The organism is Citrobacter sp. Ct235 (assembly GCF_030332305.1).
GTDB lineage: Bacteria > Pseudomonadota > Gammaproteobacteria > Enterobacterales > Enterobacteriaceae > Citrobacter_A > Citrobacter_A telavivensis.
The window spans coordinates 37,392-55,331 of record NZ_JAOWIC010000043.1 but is presented as its reverse complement, the minus strand read 5'-3'; the positions used below and the strand labels follow the sequence as shown (position 1 = coordinate 55,331).

Genomic DNA, 17,940 nt, shown 5'->3' with positions numbered 1-17,940 from the left:
AATCCTTAATGGATTGAACTTCCCCTCATTAAATATTAATTAAGTGAAAGGTTGAGATTTCCAATACCAGAATGCTAGCGAAATTGATTTTTTTATACAAATGAGTAGCTGGAATTCAATGTCATCAGCATGAAATGTTGTGTTTTAAGCTTTTCATAGAGATTGATGCAGGTTTTGTCAGGTGGGCAGCACAGCTGTTGACGTGTTTGTCTGAAATGGCCATTTTGTGGCATGAGCTATCATGTCTCTGGATAGCTCAGCATTTTATATTTTTTTAATTATGAATTCAGGATGAAAGTATAATGAATCTTTTTAACCGACATTTTACAATAAATAAACAACACGAGCGGCAGGTCATGCACCGGCTGCTTTTATCCGTTTGCGCAACACCGGCACGCGACTATTTAGCACAATACAAATAGATATACTGATTGTTTCCAATCAGATACCCACCATCACCTGCCGGATAAACGGTAAAGGTGTTTTTTGAGTTGTGGTAAAAGAAATAACCAGGGAGTAAATCTTTGAGTATAGGGTCCAGTTCTGAGCGATTTCCAATCTCAGCATTTGAGTTGTTCTTAATATAGACCCTGGAGCCTCGCTGTTCAGCGTCATAAGAGGCCACTTTCTGTACATAGCCCAAACTCTCACCGTTTCTTTTCTTCAGTTCCCCTTCGATAACCGTTTGACCAGATTTACCATCAATAGTGTGGAATGCCCTCATGCTAAAGATATAGTTTTCATTTTTTACTGTGGTGTATCCCTGGCATTCGAAATGCGTCAGAAGCCGGTGTTGATGATAAAGGTAGATATTGACGCTCACCAGAAGGCCAATGATGAGACTCATCGCGACATTAAATACTTTCTGATTCATTGCGCCGCATCTCCCAGTAAATTGTAGGTCGTACAGTCAAACGGCAAGTCACTTTCCAGTGGGTGTTTACACAACAGCAATGATGAATGAATATTAAATTGTAAGCTGGCCGTGTATAAATAGACATAGGGTGTTTGTTTACAATCAATGTTGTTATTGATGATTTGTTTGCTTAATTCCGTTGCCGAAAATTTATAATTGGTATAAACAGAACAACCCGATATGTTCATTTTCTGCGCGTAAATGTCGCTTAACGCTGTGGGTAATCCCCATAGAAATAACTGAAGTCCAGCGGCAATGGATAACGTCAGGACGCTTACCAGAAAGAAACACCGGAGGATGAATTGCTTCTTAAAGGCGTTTTTTTTCGCGATAGTGCTGGTTTGTTGAGCCGTAGAATGGGGGATTTCAGACAATACAGGTTCTACATCGTCAACATCGTCGGTTAACGCTATCTCCTGAACGTTGACGTCTTTTGCAAGTAAGAAACCTTTTTTGGGAACCGTCTGGATTATCTTATCCCCATCCTCAGAAAAGGTCTTAAGCGCCTTTCGTAATAAAGAAATGTTCTGATAAAGCGTGCTCACGGGAACTGATGCGCCTTCATCTCCCCAGACATAAGGGTAAAAATCATTTTGAGGAACCAGCTCGTAGCGCCGCTCAAGTAACAGCTGGAGGCAACGACTTGCCGGGACATTGAGGGTAACGGCGAGGTTCGAACTATGGCGGGATACTAACTGATACTTGTCAGGGTTGAACTCAATCAGATCGTCAAGAATGTACCGGTTTGGCATGGAGAGACTCTATGTATATGAAAATTATAACTTTATAAAAAATAAAAATGTAATTTAGATTTTGTTATCAATAGTATAGCCTTCCTTGAATAAGATGAAGCTGCCAGTGTGGTGAAAACCTCTCTATAGATGTTTTATGACTTTAACTTCATGAAATGTATGGAAAAATTAATGCTGTTCTTATCCGCAGTCAGAATGCAAACCTCTCTTACACTCTACTTTAACTCTACTTTAACTCTACTTTAACTCTACTTTTATCTAATTCATTTTTTTGCCTGTCAATTGACCGCTAATATAGGTCTCGCCAATAGATTGGTGGCCCGCAGTGAGAGCGTATCCTCAGGGTGAAAAGTCTTAGTAGTTATAGGGTTAAAATGAAAGAAGTGAGTCTGACTAGTTGATAATGCTAAAAATACTGGCAAATAGATCAATTATGGTTGAGTGTTTTTTTTAAATGGTAAATACCTCACGGTGAGTCTCTTTGGGATTATTAACCGATCTGATCGAAAGACTATTGGCCGGTTATAGCATAAAGATCTGTTATTGGGTTCTCTGGCAGCGTTTTAGCATTATGGTTTGATAAATGTCTCATTTGTTTGCCAACCTAATTATTTTTAATGAGAATGCGCATAAAAAGTAAGGACATATGCTTGTCAATACATCGCTATGCGTTAATCAGTACTGAATAGAGATAGATGATATGGATAAAACTATTTTTGGCTATTACATTGAACCAGATGTTTATTTTGACATTAATAAAAGAATGCTGGTCAATGTGGATAAGAACAGTCGTTCCCACAGTTATTCCCCTGTCATTCTCAGGGAAACAATGTTTCATCTGTTAGTCTACCTACTGGAAAATGCAAAAGGGAATATCATTAGCAATTCTGACATTCTGTTAAATGTCTGGGATAACCACGGATTAAGTTCATCCAATCAACGCTTATGGCAGGTGATGAACGCACTAAAAATGAAGTTAAACGCTGTAGGCGTGACCGAAGGCTTCATTATGCGGGTTGAGTCTAAAGGTTATTATGTCAGGGAAAATTTAGTTAATGTTTTATACACAAACAAAAAAAACGGATTTATTGGGAAACCCAGTAATGCTGAACAAGTCATTTCTTAATTATTTATTGTCTGCTTGATAACAATATCAGGATAATTGACTATATCATATGCCGAGGTTGTAATGTGTTATTTTTTGTTTACTGAGAATGTTTATTTACACTTTGCTTTACGTTCACTGGGTGATTGCAAAAGGTTGATAGTATCCCCTGATACTAGCGATTTAAGCGACTTCTTTCAGGAAGAGTTACCAACGACTGTTCTGCTGGACTTCAGTACGCCAGCGGTGGCTAAAACTAATATGAACACTCTGTACCTGTTGAGCCATCAATACCCTGATATACCCGTGGTCGTATTAAAAGGTAATCATAACATCATAAGTTGCCTATCCAGGTATCCATCCTGCAATATAACCTATTCAGCAAAATATGTTATCGATTATTTGATCTCGATTTTAAAGATTGTGCAGACTGATAACGTGCGCTACGCGTTTTCTGTGCCAAAGTTAACTGACAGGCAAGCCAGCATAATGTATCTGGTCTGTCTTGGATTCAGCTTTAAACTAATCGCTACTATATTAGGTATGAAAACGAAAACGGTCTATCTGCATTACTATAATTCCTTAACTAAATTAAATGTCAGCAAGGTTTTCGAATTTGCACATTATCAACGTTTTTTAATGAAATTCATACAGGATGAATATCCTGAATCTATGCACATGCTATCTTACTATCTGGCGCGTTCAGAAATGAATATTCCTCTCTTTCCCCAGGTGAATACCTTCGCCCAAACGAACGCTAACGTATTTGATAAACGGTTTCTGCCTGAATTAGCCGGTATGCACTGTTCCGATGACGTCCTTCTGATGGTGTAAAATCTGCAATCAGTGTTGCCGTTACCTGAGTTTCGTTATTTACAGGATTGTCGCGGTCAACCAAAACGGGGCGAGTGAGACGGCAGGTTTTTGCTTTGTCAGAGGTCGATGGCAACGGCCTGATGTACAGGCCGTGTGTTAGTTATACCGGTGTCACCACATACCGTGTGCCAAAACTCGTCCAGCGAGGAATGATGGCAAATATGATGGCTATCATCAGGCAAGACAGGTTAAACAGCACATACGGCGCGTAATCCATCGTCGCCACGCCGAGGGTTTTCGCCATAAACATCCCCGATATCGTCCACGGAAACAGCCCTTCCAGCAGCGTGGCTCCGGACTCCATGGCGCGTGACATGTTGACCATATGGAGGTTTTTCTCCTTATAGCAGGGGTCATACATGCTCTTGACGATAAAGAAGCTGATTACCGCATTGCCGGTGCAGGCTACCAGGATAGAACTGGTCAGCATGGTCGCGAGGAGGGTGCGGGTGATGGTATTAAGCTTTTTCACCAGGCTTTTGAGAATGACTGCCAGCGCCCCCGACACGTCCAGCGCCGAGGCGAACATAAACGCGCACAGCATCACCACTATCGGACCGGTCATCGAGTACATGCCGCCCCGGTTGAGCAGTACGTTGATGTTGCGCCCCGTCGCCTCATCCAGCGCCATCCCGTGCAGACCGGGCAGCATGTCCGATTTAAAACCGTTGATGGCCGCACCGATAATGTCGGTGAGCGCGATCTCCTGAAACAGCACCGCCAGCACGATGCCGGACAGCGCCGAAGCAACCAGCACAATCACCGAATCCCATTTTTTGATAGCCCCGACAAACACCAGCAACGCAGGACAAAGCAGCAGCGGGTTCAGCCAGAACAACTGCGACAACGCTGATTTCATTACCGCAATTGCCGCCATCTGTTCGCCGGTGCCGCCGTGAAGGTGACTGCCCAGGGCGTAAAATCCGCAGCAGGCAACCGCAAAAGCCGGCAGCGCGGTATAGAGCATATTGCGGATGCTCTGGTACAGGTCGGCCCCGGCAGCAATGGCGGCCATGTTGGTGGTGTCGGAGAGCGGCGAGAGCTTGTCGCCGAAATAGGCCCCCGATATCACCGCTCCAGCGGTCACCGGCAGTGATACATCCATCGCCGAGGCGACAGCCATTAGCGCCACGCCGATGGTGCCCGCCGTCCCCCATGAGGTGCCGGTAAACGTGGAGATGCAGACGGTAACCAGAAATGCTGTCAGGTACAGGTATGCCGGATTGATGGCGGCCAGCCCGTAATAAACCATCAGTGGAATGGTGCCGGAAACCATCCAGCAACCAATCAGCATTCCGATGGACAACAAGATCAGGATCGCAGGCACCGCATCCTTGATTTTCCCGACCAGCGATTTCATCACGTCTGCCCAGCTTCCGCCGTAGTAACGGGCGTAGAAGCAGGTAACGATAGTGATGCAAAGTAACGTGAATTCGACCGGATAATTCAGCAGGCCGATACCGGTGGCAAAGATAAAAAATATCACCGCCAACAGGCAGAGAGCGGAGCTGAATGACGGTACTTTCCTGGCATCCATCATTCCTCTCCTTTAGGCATATCCGCGATGGCGGCGAAGGCGGCGTCCAGGTCGGCAATCAGCAGTGCCGGGCTTTCCTGGCCTATAGACAGACGTATCAGGCCGGAGGCGATGTTGTCGGCAGCGAGCGCTGGCTCGTTGTAGCCCCGGTTGGGGGAGATAATCAAACTTTCGTACCCACCCCAGCTACAGCCGACCTTAAACATCCGGCAGGCGTCGATAAACCGTTTCACCGTTTCGAAATTCCCGCCGCGAATTTCAAAGGCGAAGAGACCGGAGAAACCGTACATCTGCTGGCGGATAATGAACTGCTGCTCCGGGGTTGCCATGCTGGGGTGGCGGATATTTTCCACTTCGGGGCGGGTTTTCAGGTACTCAATCACCTGTAGCGTATTGTCCTGGTGGCGAGGCATCCGCACCGGCAGCGTGCGCAGCCCACGTAACAACAACCAGGCGGCGAACGGCGACAATACCGCGCCCAGCAACTGGTGGGAGAAGTCACGGATCGCGGTCATACGTTCGTGGGAGGTAATCACCGCGCCGGCAATTAAATCGCTGTGACCGCCGAGATATTTGGTGCAGGAGTGAATGACGATATCGAAGCCGAGCGTCAATGGCTTCTGGAACAGTGGCGTGGCCCAGGTGTTATCGATAACGGTGGTGATATTATGCGCCCTGGCAAGCGCGGCGATGGCCTTCAGGTCGACAATGTTCATCGTCATGGTGCCGGGCGATTCGGTGTAAATCATCCGGGTGGCGGGGGTGATTTTGCGGGCGATACTCTCCAGCGTACCATCCAGCACAATATCGTATTTCACGCCGAATTTTTCCGCCATCTGCCGGACTAATGCCTGAGCCGGACCGTAGACGTTGTTGACCAGAATGATGTGATCAGCGCTGTTGAGGTTCGCCATCAACACCGCGCTGATGGCGCCCATTCCCGAAGCAAAGCAGCGGCAGGTCTCGCCGCGTTCGAGCTTTGCCAGCTTATCCTCCACCATCTGTACCGTCGGATTTAACCCGCGCGAATAAATATAGCGCTCGGCTTCATGCTGCATATCATCGCAGTAGGCCTGGTAGTTTTTCTGTACAAACAGGCTGGTCTGGATAATTGGCGCACTGACTGCACCAAAATAGCGTTCATGCGGCTCATCCAGCCCGGAACAGGCCAGATTATCGTCAGTGATAACATCATCGTTTTTGAGAAACATTTTACTGATTTCCATCGTTAATTCCCTTATGTGTGATGTATGGCAGGCTGGACGACGCGAAGGAGGGGCCGCAGGCATCGTTGAACCTGTTAATTTTTGGAACGTAATGAAACGGTGAAACGCTTAAACCGTTATTGGCTTTTGCGCGCGGGGCGTGGCGGCCCGGTTTTTACGGTGAGGGTGAAATGTATAAGACAGGTAGCAGGCGCGATTTTCAGCGGATGCCCTCCTGCTGCCGTCTGAGTGACGGGCAAATGTAATTCAACAGGCATAAACAACTCTCCATGTCGGTGGGGGCGCGGTAATGCGTTCTGTCACGCACGGCGCGGGGCGTAATGCCCCGGCGTTACGATGCCGGTTTGGCCGCATCATGATGGGGTGTTTGGTTCTTAAAAACTGTTACTGAGTTCATATAAATTCAAGTATCCATTGAATTAGTATGGTTAAACTTGAAGATTGACCCGACAGGGAGAGCGATAATTCTGGTTTCTGAACAGAGGCTGGGTCAACGCTGTGATGGGTAAGCGATTAAAAATTGCCAGAATTAATGCAGGCCTGAAACAAGCAGAGCTCGGCGTGCGCGCCGGGCTGGATGAAGAGTCGGCAAGTGCTCGTATAAGTTCATATGAGAACGAAGTTCATGCGCCCGATTTTCGGCTGGTGCGCAAGATAGCGGCGGTGCTCGATGTGCCGGAGGCCTATTTTTATGCGGTGGAAGATGACCTGGCTGAGTTGATTTTACGGTACCATCGGTACAAGAAGATACACCACCGAACAGTGGAGTAGGTGATTGCAGGGGGCAGCGTAGTGTCGACGGGTTTGCCCTGCGTCGCTTTTCTGATTGCAGGCACGAAGTGCGACAGGACCTGATAAATATTGTCCAGAGCGACTTGCCTGGTTTTTGGCTTTGTCAGAGGTCGCTGGTAACATCCTTTTTTTCCTGTAATGAGTCATCTCTATGCGATTCAGTTAAAAAAATCAAGACAGCTTAAAAAAAGGGAATTCGTATGGGTTCCCTTCACCGATCACTAATTGGTTAGGCTCTGTTTTAAATTAATGTTGAACTTGACAAGTTTTTGATGCCATGTTACAGCAAAGGGAATATTTACAGGTTTGGAGGAAAATTACATGAAGCCAAAGGAAATAGTTTGCCAATGGGTTGACGCATTTAATAATGCAGATATAGAAATTATTTCAGAACTATATGATGATAATGCAATAAACCATCAGGTTGCCAATGAGCCCGTTATTGGGAAAGAGGCTATAAAGAAAATGTTTGAACAAGATTTTTCTTTCCCGGACATGGTTTGTATCGTTGAAAACATTTTCGAAGATGGACAATGGGCAATTTTAGAGTGGCGTGACCCATTAGGTTTGAGAGGTTGCGGTTTTTTTCACATAGTAAACAATAAAATTTTATTTCAAAGAGGCTACTGGGATAAACTAACTTTCCTAAAACAGCACAATTTGCCTATTGAATAAAATGAATATGTATCTTATATGAATAGCTTGCAAATTTCTTAAAATGTGCATCAAGGGAAGTATAATAACTTCCCTTAAAATGGTTATAATATCAACATGGTATTAAAACATAGCCATTGGTTAAGGTACTGATCATATCATTAACACGCTTTGGTGTTTGTCTGTCCCAGTTAGAGTCACGTACCTGAACGATTGCTTCTTTCCAGTTATTCTTTTTCAATGCCGCAATCACTTTCTTGAACTGCTTTGCTTTGGTGATACCTAATTGAAATATCATGAGGATCATAAAATCAGTCCAGTCAGTGGGAAGGGCAATATTCATCTTATAGAAATCTAGCAAGGGAATTCAGAAAGAGCGGGTACAAGGATGAATGTAGTTATTTCATGGGGTATTCATTCATCAATAAGCCAACATTTGAATATAAAGAAATCGTTCAATGGGAACTGGATGGTGATGTACTGGATTTGGTACATCTACATGCTGAATACAAGTTCATTAAAGGTAAATCAGTATGGTTATGTCATGGATGTATATTAAACAACGAAGTAAGGAAACGATATGAATAGATATGATTATCCTGGATTACTACTGAAATTTATCAGTACTATATTCAGGAGAAACAACAAATGATTAAGCTAATGATCACGATTGTGAATGCACTATTGGGTATTGCACCAAAGTGAGAAGCTGCCACATTAAACAGGCACCTGGTTGACAGATTAATGCTGGTAGTTCGCATCGCCTGCATCAGTTGCGGTAACGGAACTGCCAGAGCTTACTGCCGCTGGATTTGATTAACAGAGTAAGCCCGTCACCATCATACAGCTGGTAATCGGCATCTTTAGGTTTGGCAGCTTTGATTTCCGTATCGGTTAACGGCTTGGTTTTTCTTGCCATGGGGAGTCTCCATGCGTTTAGGCCCAACGAAAACAATAGAACTTTTCGTTGGGCCTATCAATGGGCCTAAAAGTTTCGGATTGAATAAGTTGTCTTCGGATTTTCCAGGACAAATTGAAGGCACAAAAAAGCCCGCAGGGCTTGCGCCGTGCGGGCTCTTAGGACTTCATCGGATGACTCTGGTAATCACCGATGGAGAATTTTGGTGGGCTGGCTTGAAGCGACACCAAATACTAACTGTCTGATTCTTTGAGCAATGTAGCGGAAATCAATGTCACATCACTATGTCACAAGCGTAATATAGAAATCAAGACATTGGTTTAATCACGTGGGTGCAATGAGGATGATCGGGGATCTTAGGCGTTTTGTCCCAGTTGCCATCCTCATAAGAAGTAACTAGTAATCTAAGTAAGTGGCTGACGTCATGAGAACGACCAGCAAGAACTTGTGAGCACTGAGATGATGCTTGTTCTTGGGAAGATGGCGGAACGAAGCATTCGTTGTGCCCCTTTGCTGTCTCGATTTCTAAAACTGCTTGGTTATAGAATCGACTGAATTGTGTTCTTGTCAAACGTTCTGCCCAGCCACTCGCAAAGACGCGATTATCCCCTGAATGGATTGATGTATAGCGTGGAAGATTAGCCTCAACAGCTCGAATAGCATCATCTAAGCGTAATTCGCCTCTTGTGAGCTGAGATAAAATTGCTCTGAACTCTTCTACTCGTCCTGCCCCCTCAGTCGCTTTTCCTGCAATCTTTTTACTGGCAATGAGGGCTAACATTTTGTCTTTGAGTTCAACGTTGTTGCTTAAAGCACTAGGTATTTCATTAAATTCAGAAGCGTAGATGATCATTTAGAATTCCTTGCGAAATCAATGAAAATTACAGAGTGTGGATGGCTACCCACGGGGGTTTAGGATGTAATACTCGTTTAGACCGTCGGTGTATCCTTGGTAGTAGGCTACCCGTGGGCTTCTATGACGTACTTCAGCCGCTTGGCTTTTTAAGATTGAGTCAATAGCTGTAGCTGCACTAGGCTCTTGGTTTGACGCTCCGGCCTGAAATCCCAACTCGTACGCACACCCGGCACATTTATGGCGGAACGGGTAGCTCTGATCCTCAGGAAGGGCGGTAAACATTGTGTCGTAGCGGTGTGGTGCTTGGCAGGTCGCCATGGATACCTCATGAATGTATGGAAAGTACTCTTGATATGAGTATGGTTTTTGTTCATTCAAGGAGGATTGAGCCTACTTTCTTCTCTTTTCTTACGGAATGTGATCTGCCCCACTTTTTGATATACAGCATCGGCTATTGCGAATTCAACTCCCTAACTGGAAGCTGAATTCGTAGAGATAGCTATTGGGATAGAAGCGAAACAAGGATTCATTGACACGACAATTAAATCAATTAATAACAATAAGTTACCTTTTAGCTTCGATTCCGAATGCACCACTATTTAGTACCATAACGCACTGAAGCGGGTGATGCTTTTCCGCAGGTGTTAACGCGGTGCAGGCAGCAGAAGAACCTCAAGATACTCTAAGGCTGTTGTATCTCTTTGCTTGAAGTAATCAGGTGCTCTTTGCGGCAGCCAGATTTCATGAAAATGACGTCTGAAATCGCCGTAAAGCTCGATGGGATAGAGCTTTGCATCCACAACTCGACCATCAATGTATTCATGCTTATAGGTGTCGAATTCTTTCGGCTCAATACCACGGTTTTTTCGGAGCCAATCGCAGAACATACGACCTTCAGATATGTCAGGGATCATCTTATCTGGGAGGGTGTACCCTGCAATTTCTAGAGGGGCAATCAGGCTGAGTGTAATCTCATTCAGCATTGAAAAATGTGTGTGTGGGATTTTGTGCCTGTTGCGAGTGTAGCGTTCGAGATGAGAAGGCGTTGCAAATTTGACTTGGCCTTGTGACCACTCGTAAACCCATTGGGCTACTTTTACTGCAAATTTCGGTGAAAGCCACTGAGCTAAGTTAATAGCTAGCTGAGGATGTACCCATGTCCCTTGTAGCTTCGGGTTACCCCCTACGATTGAATGAATCAGTTGTGCTTCAGATAGCCCAGTTTGGTTGGTCATTTCGGCAATAAAGTCCGATGCCAACTTGGTTGATTTATAGCCTGAAAACGTTTTGCCGACCGATTGGCATAAAGCTGTCGCGTTGATGTAGCCATCACTCATACGTTGGGGAATAATCGAACCTTCCTCAACGCGAGGTATTAATTCAAATTGTTCAGCCATGCTTTTATCTCTTTTATGTGTAGGGCAAGGGCACCCAAATCAGCAATATGGGCAATGGCTAGCCTTTTCAAGAGAGTGCGATGTATTTAATCTCAATATGTCACCTTCCTCTTTGCCTTGGGTAACTGAAGTGGTCTACTGAATTTGGCCACCTGCATAGAGATTTAAAACACCCACCTCTGGCAATTACCGGAATGAAATATAGTGTGTTAACAAGTTCAGAGTAAAAGTCTGGCCTGGATTTAACTCCCCACTAAACGCATTCCTTTTGTTCCTACCTCAATTGTACTTCCACGCTCCGCCACCATGACAAAATCAGCCCACCACTGCATCATAGGTCGTCGCTGCTCAAGATAATCACTGCGGTTATACGCACGTCGAACCTCATTCTTATCCACATGGGCAAGTGCTGCTTCAATGACGTCAGGTGGAAAACCCTGTTCGTTAAGGGCTGTACTGGCGATAGAACGCAAACCGTGTGAAACGAGCACCCCACCAAAACCTGCGCGTTTTAGCGATGCGTTTACGGTCTGACTGTTCATCGGCTGGTTTGGCTTGATGCGGCTGGGAAAGATAAATTCTCGATTTCTACTTAACGGCTTCATCATCTCCAGCACTGCTATTGCCTCATCTGACAATGGGACAGTATGGTCACGGTTCATTTTCATTCGTGATGCGGGAATTTTCCATTCTCGCGCTTCCAGATCAACTTCATCCCAGCGAGCCTCAGCCGCTTCGGCTGGGCGGGTGATAGTAAGAAGTTGCCACATGAACAGGCATCGTGTTGAAAGGCTAATGCTGGCTGTTCGCATTGTCTGCATCAGTTGAGGTAACTGATCCGGTCGAATGCTGGGCATGTTCTTTTTCTGAGGCTTCTCGAAGGCTTTACCGATATTAACGCTGGGAACAGCATCAATCAGCCCTGTGTTCTGGGCATAGATCATGACCTCATTAATGCGTTGGCACAGGCGACGAACGGTTTCCAGTGCTCCTCTGGCCTGAACCGGTTGGACGGCCTGAACCAGTGTGTGAGCTTTTATATCTGTAACGCTAACGTCGCCAATTGCAGGAAAGACATCTCTTTCAAGAGAGCGCCAGATATCTTCCGCATAGTCCTCTGTCACACTAGCTTTCTTCACATTCCACCAACGTTCAGCTACGAGCTGGAAAGTATTGGTTTTGGCTTCCAGCGAACTGCGAAGTTGTTCTTGCTGATGCTCCTGAGGATCGATTTGTTTCGCCAGGAGAGAGCGTGACTCTGCCCGGTAGTTTCTGGCATCGGCAAGGGTAACTGACGGGTAGGTGCCTATGCTCTTCTTCGCACGTTTCTTGGTAACAGGTCGAATGTAGCGAAACTGCCAGATTTTACTCCCGCTGGATTTGATCAGTAGCTCAATGCCATCGCCATCATAGAGAACGTAGTCCGCTTCCTTGGGTTTGGCAGATTCGATTTCTTTAACTGAGAGAGGTTTGGTTTGTCTTGCCATTGCCGGGTTTCCATAGTTTTAGGCACCTCAAAAACAATAAAGCTTTATGAGGTGCCTAACAAGGTGCCTAAAAGGTTCGGATTTAATGAGTTCTCTTCGGACTTCGCGGGACAAATTACAGACACAAAAAAGCCCGCAGGGCTTGCGCCGTGCGGGCTCTTAGGACTTCATCGGATGACTCTGGTAATCACCGATGGAGAATTTTGGTGGAGCTGGCGGGAGTTGAACCCGCGTCCGAAATTCCTACATCCTCGGTACTACATGCTTAGTCAGTCTTTACATTCGCCTGGCACCTGCGGATTGACACGCCACTACCAGACTAGCCTGATTAGTTTTAACGCTTCAACCCCAGGCAGGGCCTCCACGCGATCTCTTTTGGGTTTGACCTCTCTTTGATCCCCGTCTTAAGAGCGGAAGCTAGGGAGAGAGGGCTCAGAGCAGGTTATTAAGCTGCTAAAGCGTAGTTTTCGTCGTTTGCGACTATTTTTTGCGGCTTTTTACGAGGCCAACCGCCCCTCGGCATGCACCTTGGGTTTCGCAAATCCCGTCGAATCCAGAATCAGCCCCAATGTGTTAAGACAAGTATAACAGACTTGTGACAGCCCTTTCCAGCCCAATCCTCAAGGATTTACCGCTCGCGCAGCGCTTCTCGCGCCCGATTGAATGGTTTGATTAAATAGTCGACGATGGTTTTTTCACCTGTTTTTATATCCACTGTCGCAATCATGCCCGGTACGATAGAAAAGCGGCGTCCCAGCTTATTTTGTAAATAGTCCTGATGGGTACGGATGAAGACGCGGTAGTAGAAGATTTCTGGTTTTACTTTGTCCTGAATGGTGTCCGGCGAGATGGTTTCAACCACGCCTTCAAGGCCACCGTAAATGGCGTAATCGTAGGCGGTGATTTTGACCAGCGCGCGCTGACCGGGATGGATAAAGGCGATATCGCGCGGAGACAGGCGCGTCTCAATCAGCAGATGATCGTCAACCGGCACAATCTCCATCATTTCGCCGTTTGGCGGGATTACGCCGCCGATGGTCGTGACCTGAATGTTCTTCACAATACCGCGAACCGGAGAGCGAATGGTCAGGCGGGTCACCGAATCTTCGCGTCCCTTAATGATGGCGGACAGCATTGCCACTTCGGCGTTGGCTTTGGACAACGCCTCGCGCGCCTGGACGTAGTATTGCGAGCGCAAATCTGTGAGCTTCAGGCCGATGTCGCTTTTTTGCCGCTGCAAACGCAATACCTCGACGTGGCTGGCAGCCCCGCTTTTTGCCAGTCGCTCGGTGATCGCCAGCTCTTTATTCACCAGCGTCAGCGCCTCTTTGAGCTCAGACTGCGCATCAGCGAGTTGCGCGCGGCGACTGGTATAGAGCCGCGTTTCCGAGGCGAGCAGATCCGGCCAGCCGTTCAGCTCGTCAGAAAAGACCAGCGGCTTATCGCTCACCTCCGCCGTCAGGCGTTGACTGGAGGCCAGCGACGCGCGATAGCGGGCGGCGCTTTCGCCAACGTTAGACTCCGAGCGCGTGGGGTCCATCCTCGCCAGCACTTGTCCCGCCTGTACCTGATCGCCTTCATGCACCATCAGCTCGGCGAGAATTCCTCCGTCGAGCGACTGTAATACCTGCTCACGCGAACTGGGGATCACCTTACCGGTACCGGTCGAAACCTCATCAAGAATGCCGAACCACGCCCACAGCGCGAGGATCAGGCACAAGATCCCGGTGAGCCAGATGATGCGGCTGGCACCCGAAAATTCGCGCTCGCGGCTGTCGTCGAGTGCGTCCGGCGTTGCGTCAGGCTGACTGGTTTTCATTTTTCCACTCCCGCGTGTTGGCCTGCGCGGCCATTCGACTTTGCCCCAGCGCCTGCGCTTTCGGCGCGTCCATCACCAGTTGCCCCTCTTTGAGCACCACCACCCGTTCGACCAGCTCAAGTACCGGTACGCGGTGGGTGGCAACCACCAGAGTGCGATTGCCAAGCCACTGTCCCAGCCGCTGAATAAACTCACGTTCGGAATGCTCATCCAGCGAGGCAGTGGGCTCATCAAGCAGGACGATATTGGGCGCGCGCAACAGCATGCGGGCGAGCATGATGGACTGCCGCTGACCGCCGGATAGCCCGTTGCCGCCTTCCATAATCGGGTGGTCGAGACCTTTCGGCAGCCGTTTCACGAAGTTGGCCGCGCCGCAAATCTCCAGTACGGTAAAAATCTCGTCGTCGCTGGCATGCGGGGCGCCCAGCGTCAGGTTCTCGCGCAGCGTACCGAAAAACAGGCGCGCGTTCTGGCTGAGGAGACCGACATTGCGGCGTAAATCGGCCATATCGATGTGCGTCAGGCTGAGGTTATCAAGACGGGCGTCGCCTTCGACCAGTTCCACACCGCCTGCCAGCGCCTGTAACAGCGTTGATTTGCCCGCGCCGTTGCGCCCGAGCACCGCGATGCGTTCGCCGGCGGCAATCTCCAGCCGGTTAATGCGCAGTGGCACCCGCTGATCTTCACTGTGATAGCGAAACTGCGCGTTCTCAAACAGATAGTGACCGTGAAAGATCTCCTGATGCACCAGCGTTTCATCGCGCTGGGTCTCGGTGGGGAGTTCCATAATGCTGTCCAGCCCCTTTTTGGCGGCTTTCACCTGCTGCCAGCGCGCCAGTACGCCGCACAGATTGCCCATCGGTGCGATCATTCTCGAACCGAGCATCGAGGCGGCAACCACCGAACCGGTGGTCAGGGTGCCTTCAATCACCAGCGGGGCGCCAAACATCACCATCGCGGCATAAACCAGTCCCTGGACGGTCACTCCCCAGTTGATCAACCCCTGCGACAGCTCGCGGGTGCGCAGTCCCGACTCGGCGGTGATGCGGATATAACTGTTCCACTGTTGCAGAAACCGGTTCTCCGCCTGCATCAGCTTGATGTCCTCCAGCCCCTGAACGCTTTCGACCAGCACGGCATTGCGCAGCGTGGCCTCGTGCGCCGACTGATTCGCCAGCGCCGCGAGCTTTTTTTGCAGCAGCAGACCGGGAAGGATCATCAGCAGCGCGGCGGCCGGAGCGATCCAGGCCAGCGGCGGGGCGATGATCGCCAGCACCACGATGAACAGGAAAAAGAAGGGCAGATCCACAATCGTGGAGATGGTCGAGGAGGTGACCATCTCACGGATCTGCTCCAGCTCGCGTAGCTGCGAAATAAAGCTGCCGGTGGAGCGCGGGATCGCACTGTTGCGCAGGCGCAGCGCGTGGCTGAACACGCGATCCGACACCCGCATATCGGCGCGTTTACCCAACAGATCCATGACGTGACCGCGGGCGAGTCGCAGCAGAAAACCGAACAGCATGGCGATCAATACGCCAGCGGCGAGAACGTACAGCGACGGCCATGACTGCGCGGGGATCACCCGGTCGTACACCTGCATCGAGAAAATGATCCCGGAAAGCGACAGGATGTTAATCAGCAGCGCCGCCAGCATCACCGGGCCGTAAGGGCGAAGATCTTTCAGCACCAGACTTTTTAGCCAGTCGGGTTTGAAACGTGAGATGTAGGCGTCCACCCGGCGGTCTTTCACGGCGGAAAGCGGGCGTAAGGCGATGATGAAACGAACCGTCGGCAGCAGTTCGCGCAGGGATATTCGGTTGCGCTGTAGTTCGCCGTTGATGAAACAGACGTCAAGCTGGTCTTCGCCATCGAACTGTTCAACCAGCACCAGTTCACCGTCCTGGAGTTGGATCACCACTGGCAGACGCCAGCGGGTGAGCGATTGTTCCGTGGGGGCCAGCGGCTGAAATGAGAGTCCGGCCTGGCGGGCCAGTTGGCTGAGCGCCTGCGGCATCGGTTTATCTTTGAACCAGGGGGCGCTTGCCTGTAACGCGCCGGGAGAACAGGCGATACGATAATGGCTGGCGATATGGCTCATCGCCCGCGCCCAGTTGGCCAGCGCTGGCGCGGTAATGCGCTCGTCGCCTGGAATGTCGGCGTGGGTCATGGCTGGATCTCCACTGACTGGATCGTGCGGTTTTCCAGACCAAAGGCCTGGCGCATCTGACCGGTGTTATACAGGCAGTTAAGCTGCAGTTGATGCAACTGACTCTCCGTCTGTAACTGTGCGAAGCGCGCCTGGTAGACCTCCTGCTCGGCGTTGAGCACGTCGAGCAGCGGTCGGGAGCCGAGGTCGAGATACTGCTGCTGATACAGCTCGCGCGTCCGCTCGCTCAACGCTTCCTGGCGCTTTTGGATCTGCAAGGAGGTCACGAGATTCATCGCTTCACTGCGATCGGCAAGCAGCTTCTTGCGCACGTCCAGCCGGGTACGCTGGATTGCCGACTGGGCGGATTCCACCGCGTGGCTGGCGGCGTTGCGACGGGCGGTTAAGCCGCCGCCCTGATAAATGGGCATCTCCACTTTGACCCACGCCGAATACTGGGTACGGTCAACGGACTCATGCCCGGCGTAATTATCGTTGAGATAGCGACGCACCTCTGGTTCCAGCGAAACCGTTGGCGTCATTTGCGCGTTAGCGTAGTCGAGATTGGCCTGGGCGATATTAGCCTGCGCCCAGGCGGCGAGCACGGAAGGCACCAGCTTGTCGTCTGGCTTTGCCAGTTCGCAACTGCGACTCAGCTTTGGCGGGAAGTCGTTACTGATGGTATTGAGGTTTTTCCAGCCCAGCCAGGTCATGAGCGTCGACTGCGAGCTTTCAAGGTTGGCCTGATATTGCACGAGCTGGGAGCGTGCGCCTTCGATACGCGCATCGGTCTGCACCACGTCCGAAAGCGAGCTGGCCCCTTCATCGTTGCGCTGATTCGCCAGCCTGCCAATGGCGCTCAGGGCATCCAGTTGCTCCTTTGCCACCGCCACCATCTGTTGCCAGGTCTGCACCTGCACAATGGCGGTTGCCGTTTCATGACTAACCGTATCAATGCTGAGCAGCACATTGGCCTGTTCCTGCGCCACGCCGGCGTTTTCTGCCCGTACCTGGCTTGCGACTTTGCCGAAGTCATAGAGCATTTGCGACAGTGACAGCACCAGCGATGGGCTAAATCCGCTGTCGGAATAGCTGTTGGTATAACCGTTGTTCATCCCGGCGTTAACCTGCGGGTAGTATTTGGCTTTCGCGACATCGACCTGTTGGATTTGGGCGTACAGTTTGCCGACCACTTCCGCGATCGACGGATGCCAGGTGACGGCGCGATTGACCGCCTGAGAGAGGCTCAGTTCACCGGGAGCGGCGCTGTCGCCGCTCAGCGGCATCGGGCCATCAAGCGCGGGGAGTTCCTGTTGCTCAACCCACTGTTGCGGGGCGATGCGGGGCGTCTCTCCAGCCGCGATAGCCGGGGCCGCGCACAGGTTTCCCACCAGCCACCAGAATGTAAGCGGTCGTTTTCCCATCTTTCTTCCCTAATTGAACGTTGTTTTTTTGCCC

General features: G+C 49.4%; 15 protein-coding genes, 1 other RNA gene and 1 pseudogene. 4 read left to right on the top strand and 13 right to left on the bottom strand.

Going from position 1 to position 17,940, the window contains the following annotated elements; genetic code table 11:
- Positions 1 to 400 precede the first annotated feature (400 nt).
- Together OGY35_RS09385 and OGY35_RS09380 are read right to left on the bottom strand one after the other, a co-directional pair.
- On the bottom strand, positions 401 to 874 hold the full coding sequence (locus OGY35_RS09385) for a hypothetical protein (protein ID WP_286632128.1): 474 nt from the start codon (positions 872 to 874) through the stop codon (positions 401 to 403).
- Positions 871 to 1,668: a transcriptional regulator gene (locus OGY35_RS09380; protein ID WP_286632127.1), complete on the bottom strand. Its 798-nt coding sequence runs from the start codon at positions 1,666 to 1,668 to the stop codon at positions 871 to 873. The genes OGY35_RS09385 and OGY35_RS09380 overlap by 4 nt, the downstream gene beginning before the upstream one ends.
- Before the next feature lie 700 nt (positions 1,669 to 2,368).
- Between OGY35_RS09380 and OGY35_RS09375 the strand changes: the two genes are divergently transcribed.
- On the top strand, positions 2,369 to 2,794 hold the full coding sequence (locus OGY35_RS09375) for a winged helix-turn-helix domain-containing protein (RefSeq protein ID WP_286632126.1): 426 nt from the start codon (positions 2,369 to 2,371) through the stop codon (positions 2,792 to 2,794).
- A gap of 75 nt (positions 2,795 to 2,869) precedes the next feature.
- Positions 2,870 to 3,607, top strand: a complete 738-nt coding sequence (locus tag OGY35_RS09370) for a helix-turn-helix transcriptional regulator (protein WP_286632125.1) — start codon at positions 2,870 to 2,872, stop codon at positions 3,605 to 3,607.
- Between the two features lie 142 nt (positions 3,608 to 3,749).
- Here the strand turns inward: OGY35_RS09370 and nhaC are convergent, their stop codons facing one another.
- Both nhaC and OGY35_RS09360 read right to left on the bottom strand, forming a co-directional pair.
- Positions 3,750 to 5,189 (bottom strand): Na+/H+ antiporter NhaC, encoded by a 1,440-nt coding sequence (gene nhaC, locus OGY35_RS09365; RefSeq protein ID WP_286632124.1) that lies wholly within the window; start codon positions 5,187 to 5,189, stop codon positions 3,750 to 3,752.
- On the bottom strand, positions 5,186 to 6,412 hold the full coding sequence (locus tag OGY35_RS09360) for a trans-sulfuration enzyme family protein (RefSeq protein WP_286632123.1): 1,227 nt from the start codon (positions 6,410 to 6,412) through the stop codon (positions 5,186 to 5,188). The genes nhaC and OGY35_RS09360 overlap by 4 nt, the downstream gene beginning before the upstream one ends.
- A 501-nt stretch (positions 6,413 to 6,913) precedes the next feature.
- On the opposite strand from OGY35_RS09360, the gene OGY35_RS09355 reads away from it, so the two are divergent.
- Both OGY35_RS09355 and OGY35_RS09350 read left to right on the top strand, forming a co-directional pair.
- Positions 6,914 to 7,183: a helix-turn-helix domain-containing protein gene (locus OGY35_RS09355; RefSeq protein ID WP_286632321.1), complete on the top strand. Its 270-nt coding sequence runs from the start codon at positions 6,914 to 6,916 to the stop codon at positions 7,181 to 7,183.
- A gap of 342 nt (positions 7,184 to 7,525) precedes the next feature.
- Positions 7,526 to 7,879 carry an ester cyclase gene (locus OGY35_RS09350; RefSeq protein ID WP_152402646.1) on the top strand — a complete coding sequence of 118 codons (354 nt, stop codon included), beginning with the start codon at positions 7,526 to 7,528 and terminating at the stop codon, positions 7,877 to 7,879.
- Between the two features lie 91 nt (positions 7,880 to 7,970).
- Here the strand turns inward: OGY35_RS09350 and OGY35_RS09345 are convergent, their stop codons facing one another.
- From OGY35_RS09345 to OGY35_RS09305, 9 genes and pseudogenes are all read right to left on the bottom strand, one after another.
- Positions 7,971 to 8,201 carry a lysozyme family protein gene (locus tag OGY35_RS09345; protein ID WP_152402648.1) on the bottom strand — a complete coding sequence of 77 codons (231 nt, stop codon included), beginning with the start codon at positions 8,199 to 8,201 and terminating at the stop codon, positions 7,971 to 7,973.
- A 435-nt stretch (positions 8,202 to 8,636) separates the two neighbouring features.
- Positions 8,637 to 8,777: pseudogene (locus OGY35_RS09340) on the bottom strand (integrase arm-type DNA-binding domain-containing protein); the annotation flags it as partial.
- 307 nt (positions 8,778 to 9,084) lie between these two features.
- Entirely contained in the window at positions 9,085 to 9,630 is a 546-nt protein-coding gene (locus tag OGY35_RS09335; RefSeq protein WP_286632122.1) for a hypothetical protein, read from the bottom strand.
- Positions 9,631 to 10,277: 647 nt separating this feature from the next.
- Positions 10,278 to 11,030, bottom strand: a complete 753-nt coding sequence (locus OGY35_RS09330) for a KilA-N domain-containing protein (protein WP_286632120.1) — start codon at positions 11,028 to 11,030, stop codon at positions 10,278 to 10,280.
- A 242-nt stretch (positions 11,031 to 11,272) separates the two neighbouring features.
- The gene (locus tag OGY35_RS09325; RefSeq protein ID WP_286632118.1) at positions 11,273 to 12,517 is read right to left on the bottom strand and encodes an integrase; all 1,245 of its coding nucleotides are present in this window, start codon (positions 12,515 to 12,517) and stop codon (positions 11,273 to 11,275) included.
- 204 nt (positions 12,518 to 12,721) lie between these two features.
- Positions 12,722 to 13,084: a transfer-messenger RNA gene (gene ssrA / locus OGY35_RS09320) on the bottom strand.
- A gap of 61 nt (positions 13,085 to 13,145) precedes the next feature.
- A complete protein-coding gene (locus OGY35_RS09315; protein ID WP_286632117.1) occupies positions 13,146 to 14,336 on the bottom strand; it encodes a beta-barrel domain-containing protein in 1,191 nt (396 codons plus the stop codon).
- Complete coding sequence (locus OGY35_RS09310) at positions 14,317 to 16,503, bottom strand: type I secretion system permease/ATPase (RefSeq protein WP_286632116.1); 2,187 nt, start codon at positions 16,501 to 16,503, stop codon at positions 14,317 to 14,319. The genes OGY35_RS09315 and OGY35_RS09310 overlap by 20 nt, the downstream gene beginning before the upstream one ends.
- Complete coding sequence (locus tag OGY35_RS09305) at positions 16,500 to 17,906, bottom strand: TolC family outer membrane protein (RefSeq protein WP_286632115.1); 1,407 nt, start codon at positions 17,904 to 17,906, stop codon at positions 16,500 to 16,502. Before OGY35_RS09305 ends, OGY35_RS09310 begins: the two co-directional genes overlap by 4 nt.
- Positions 17,907 to 17,940 lie beyond the last annotated feature (34 nt).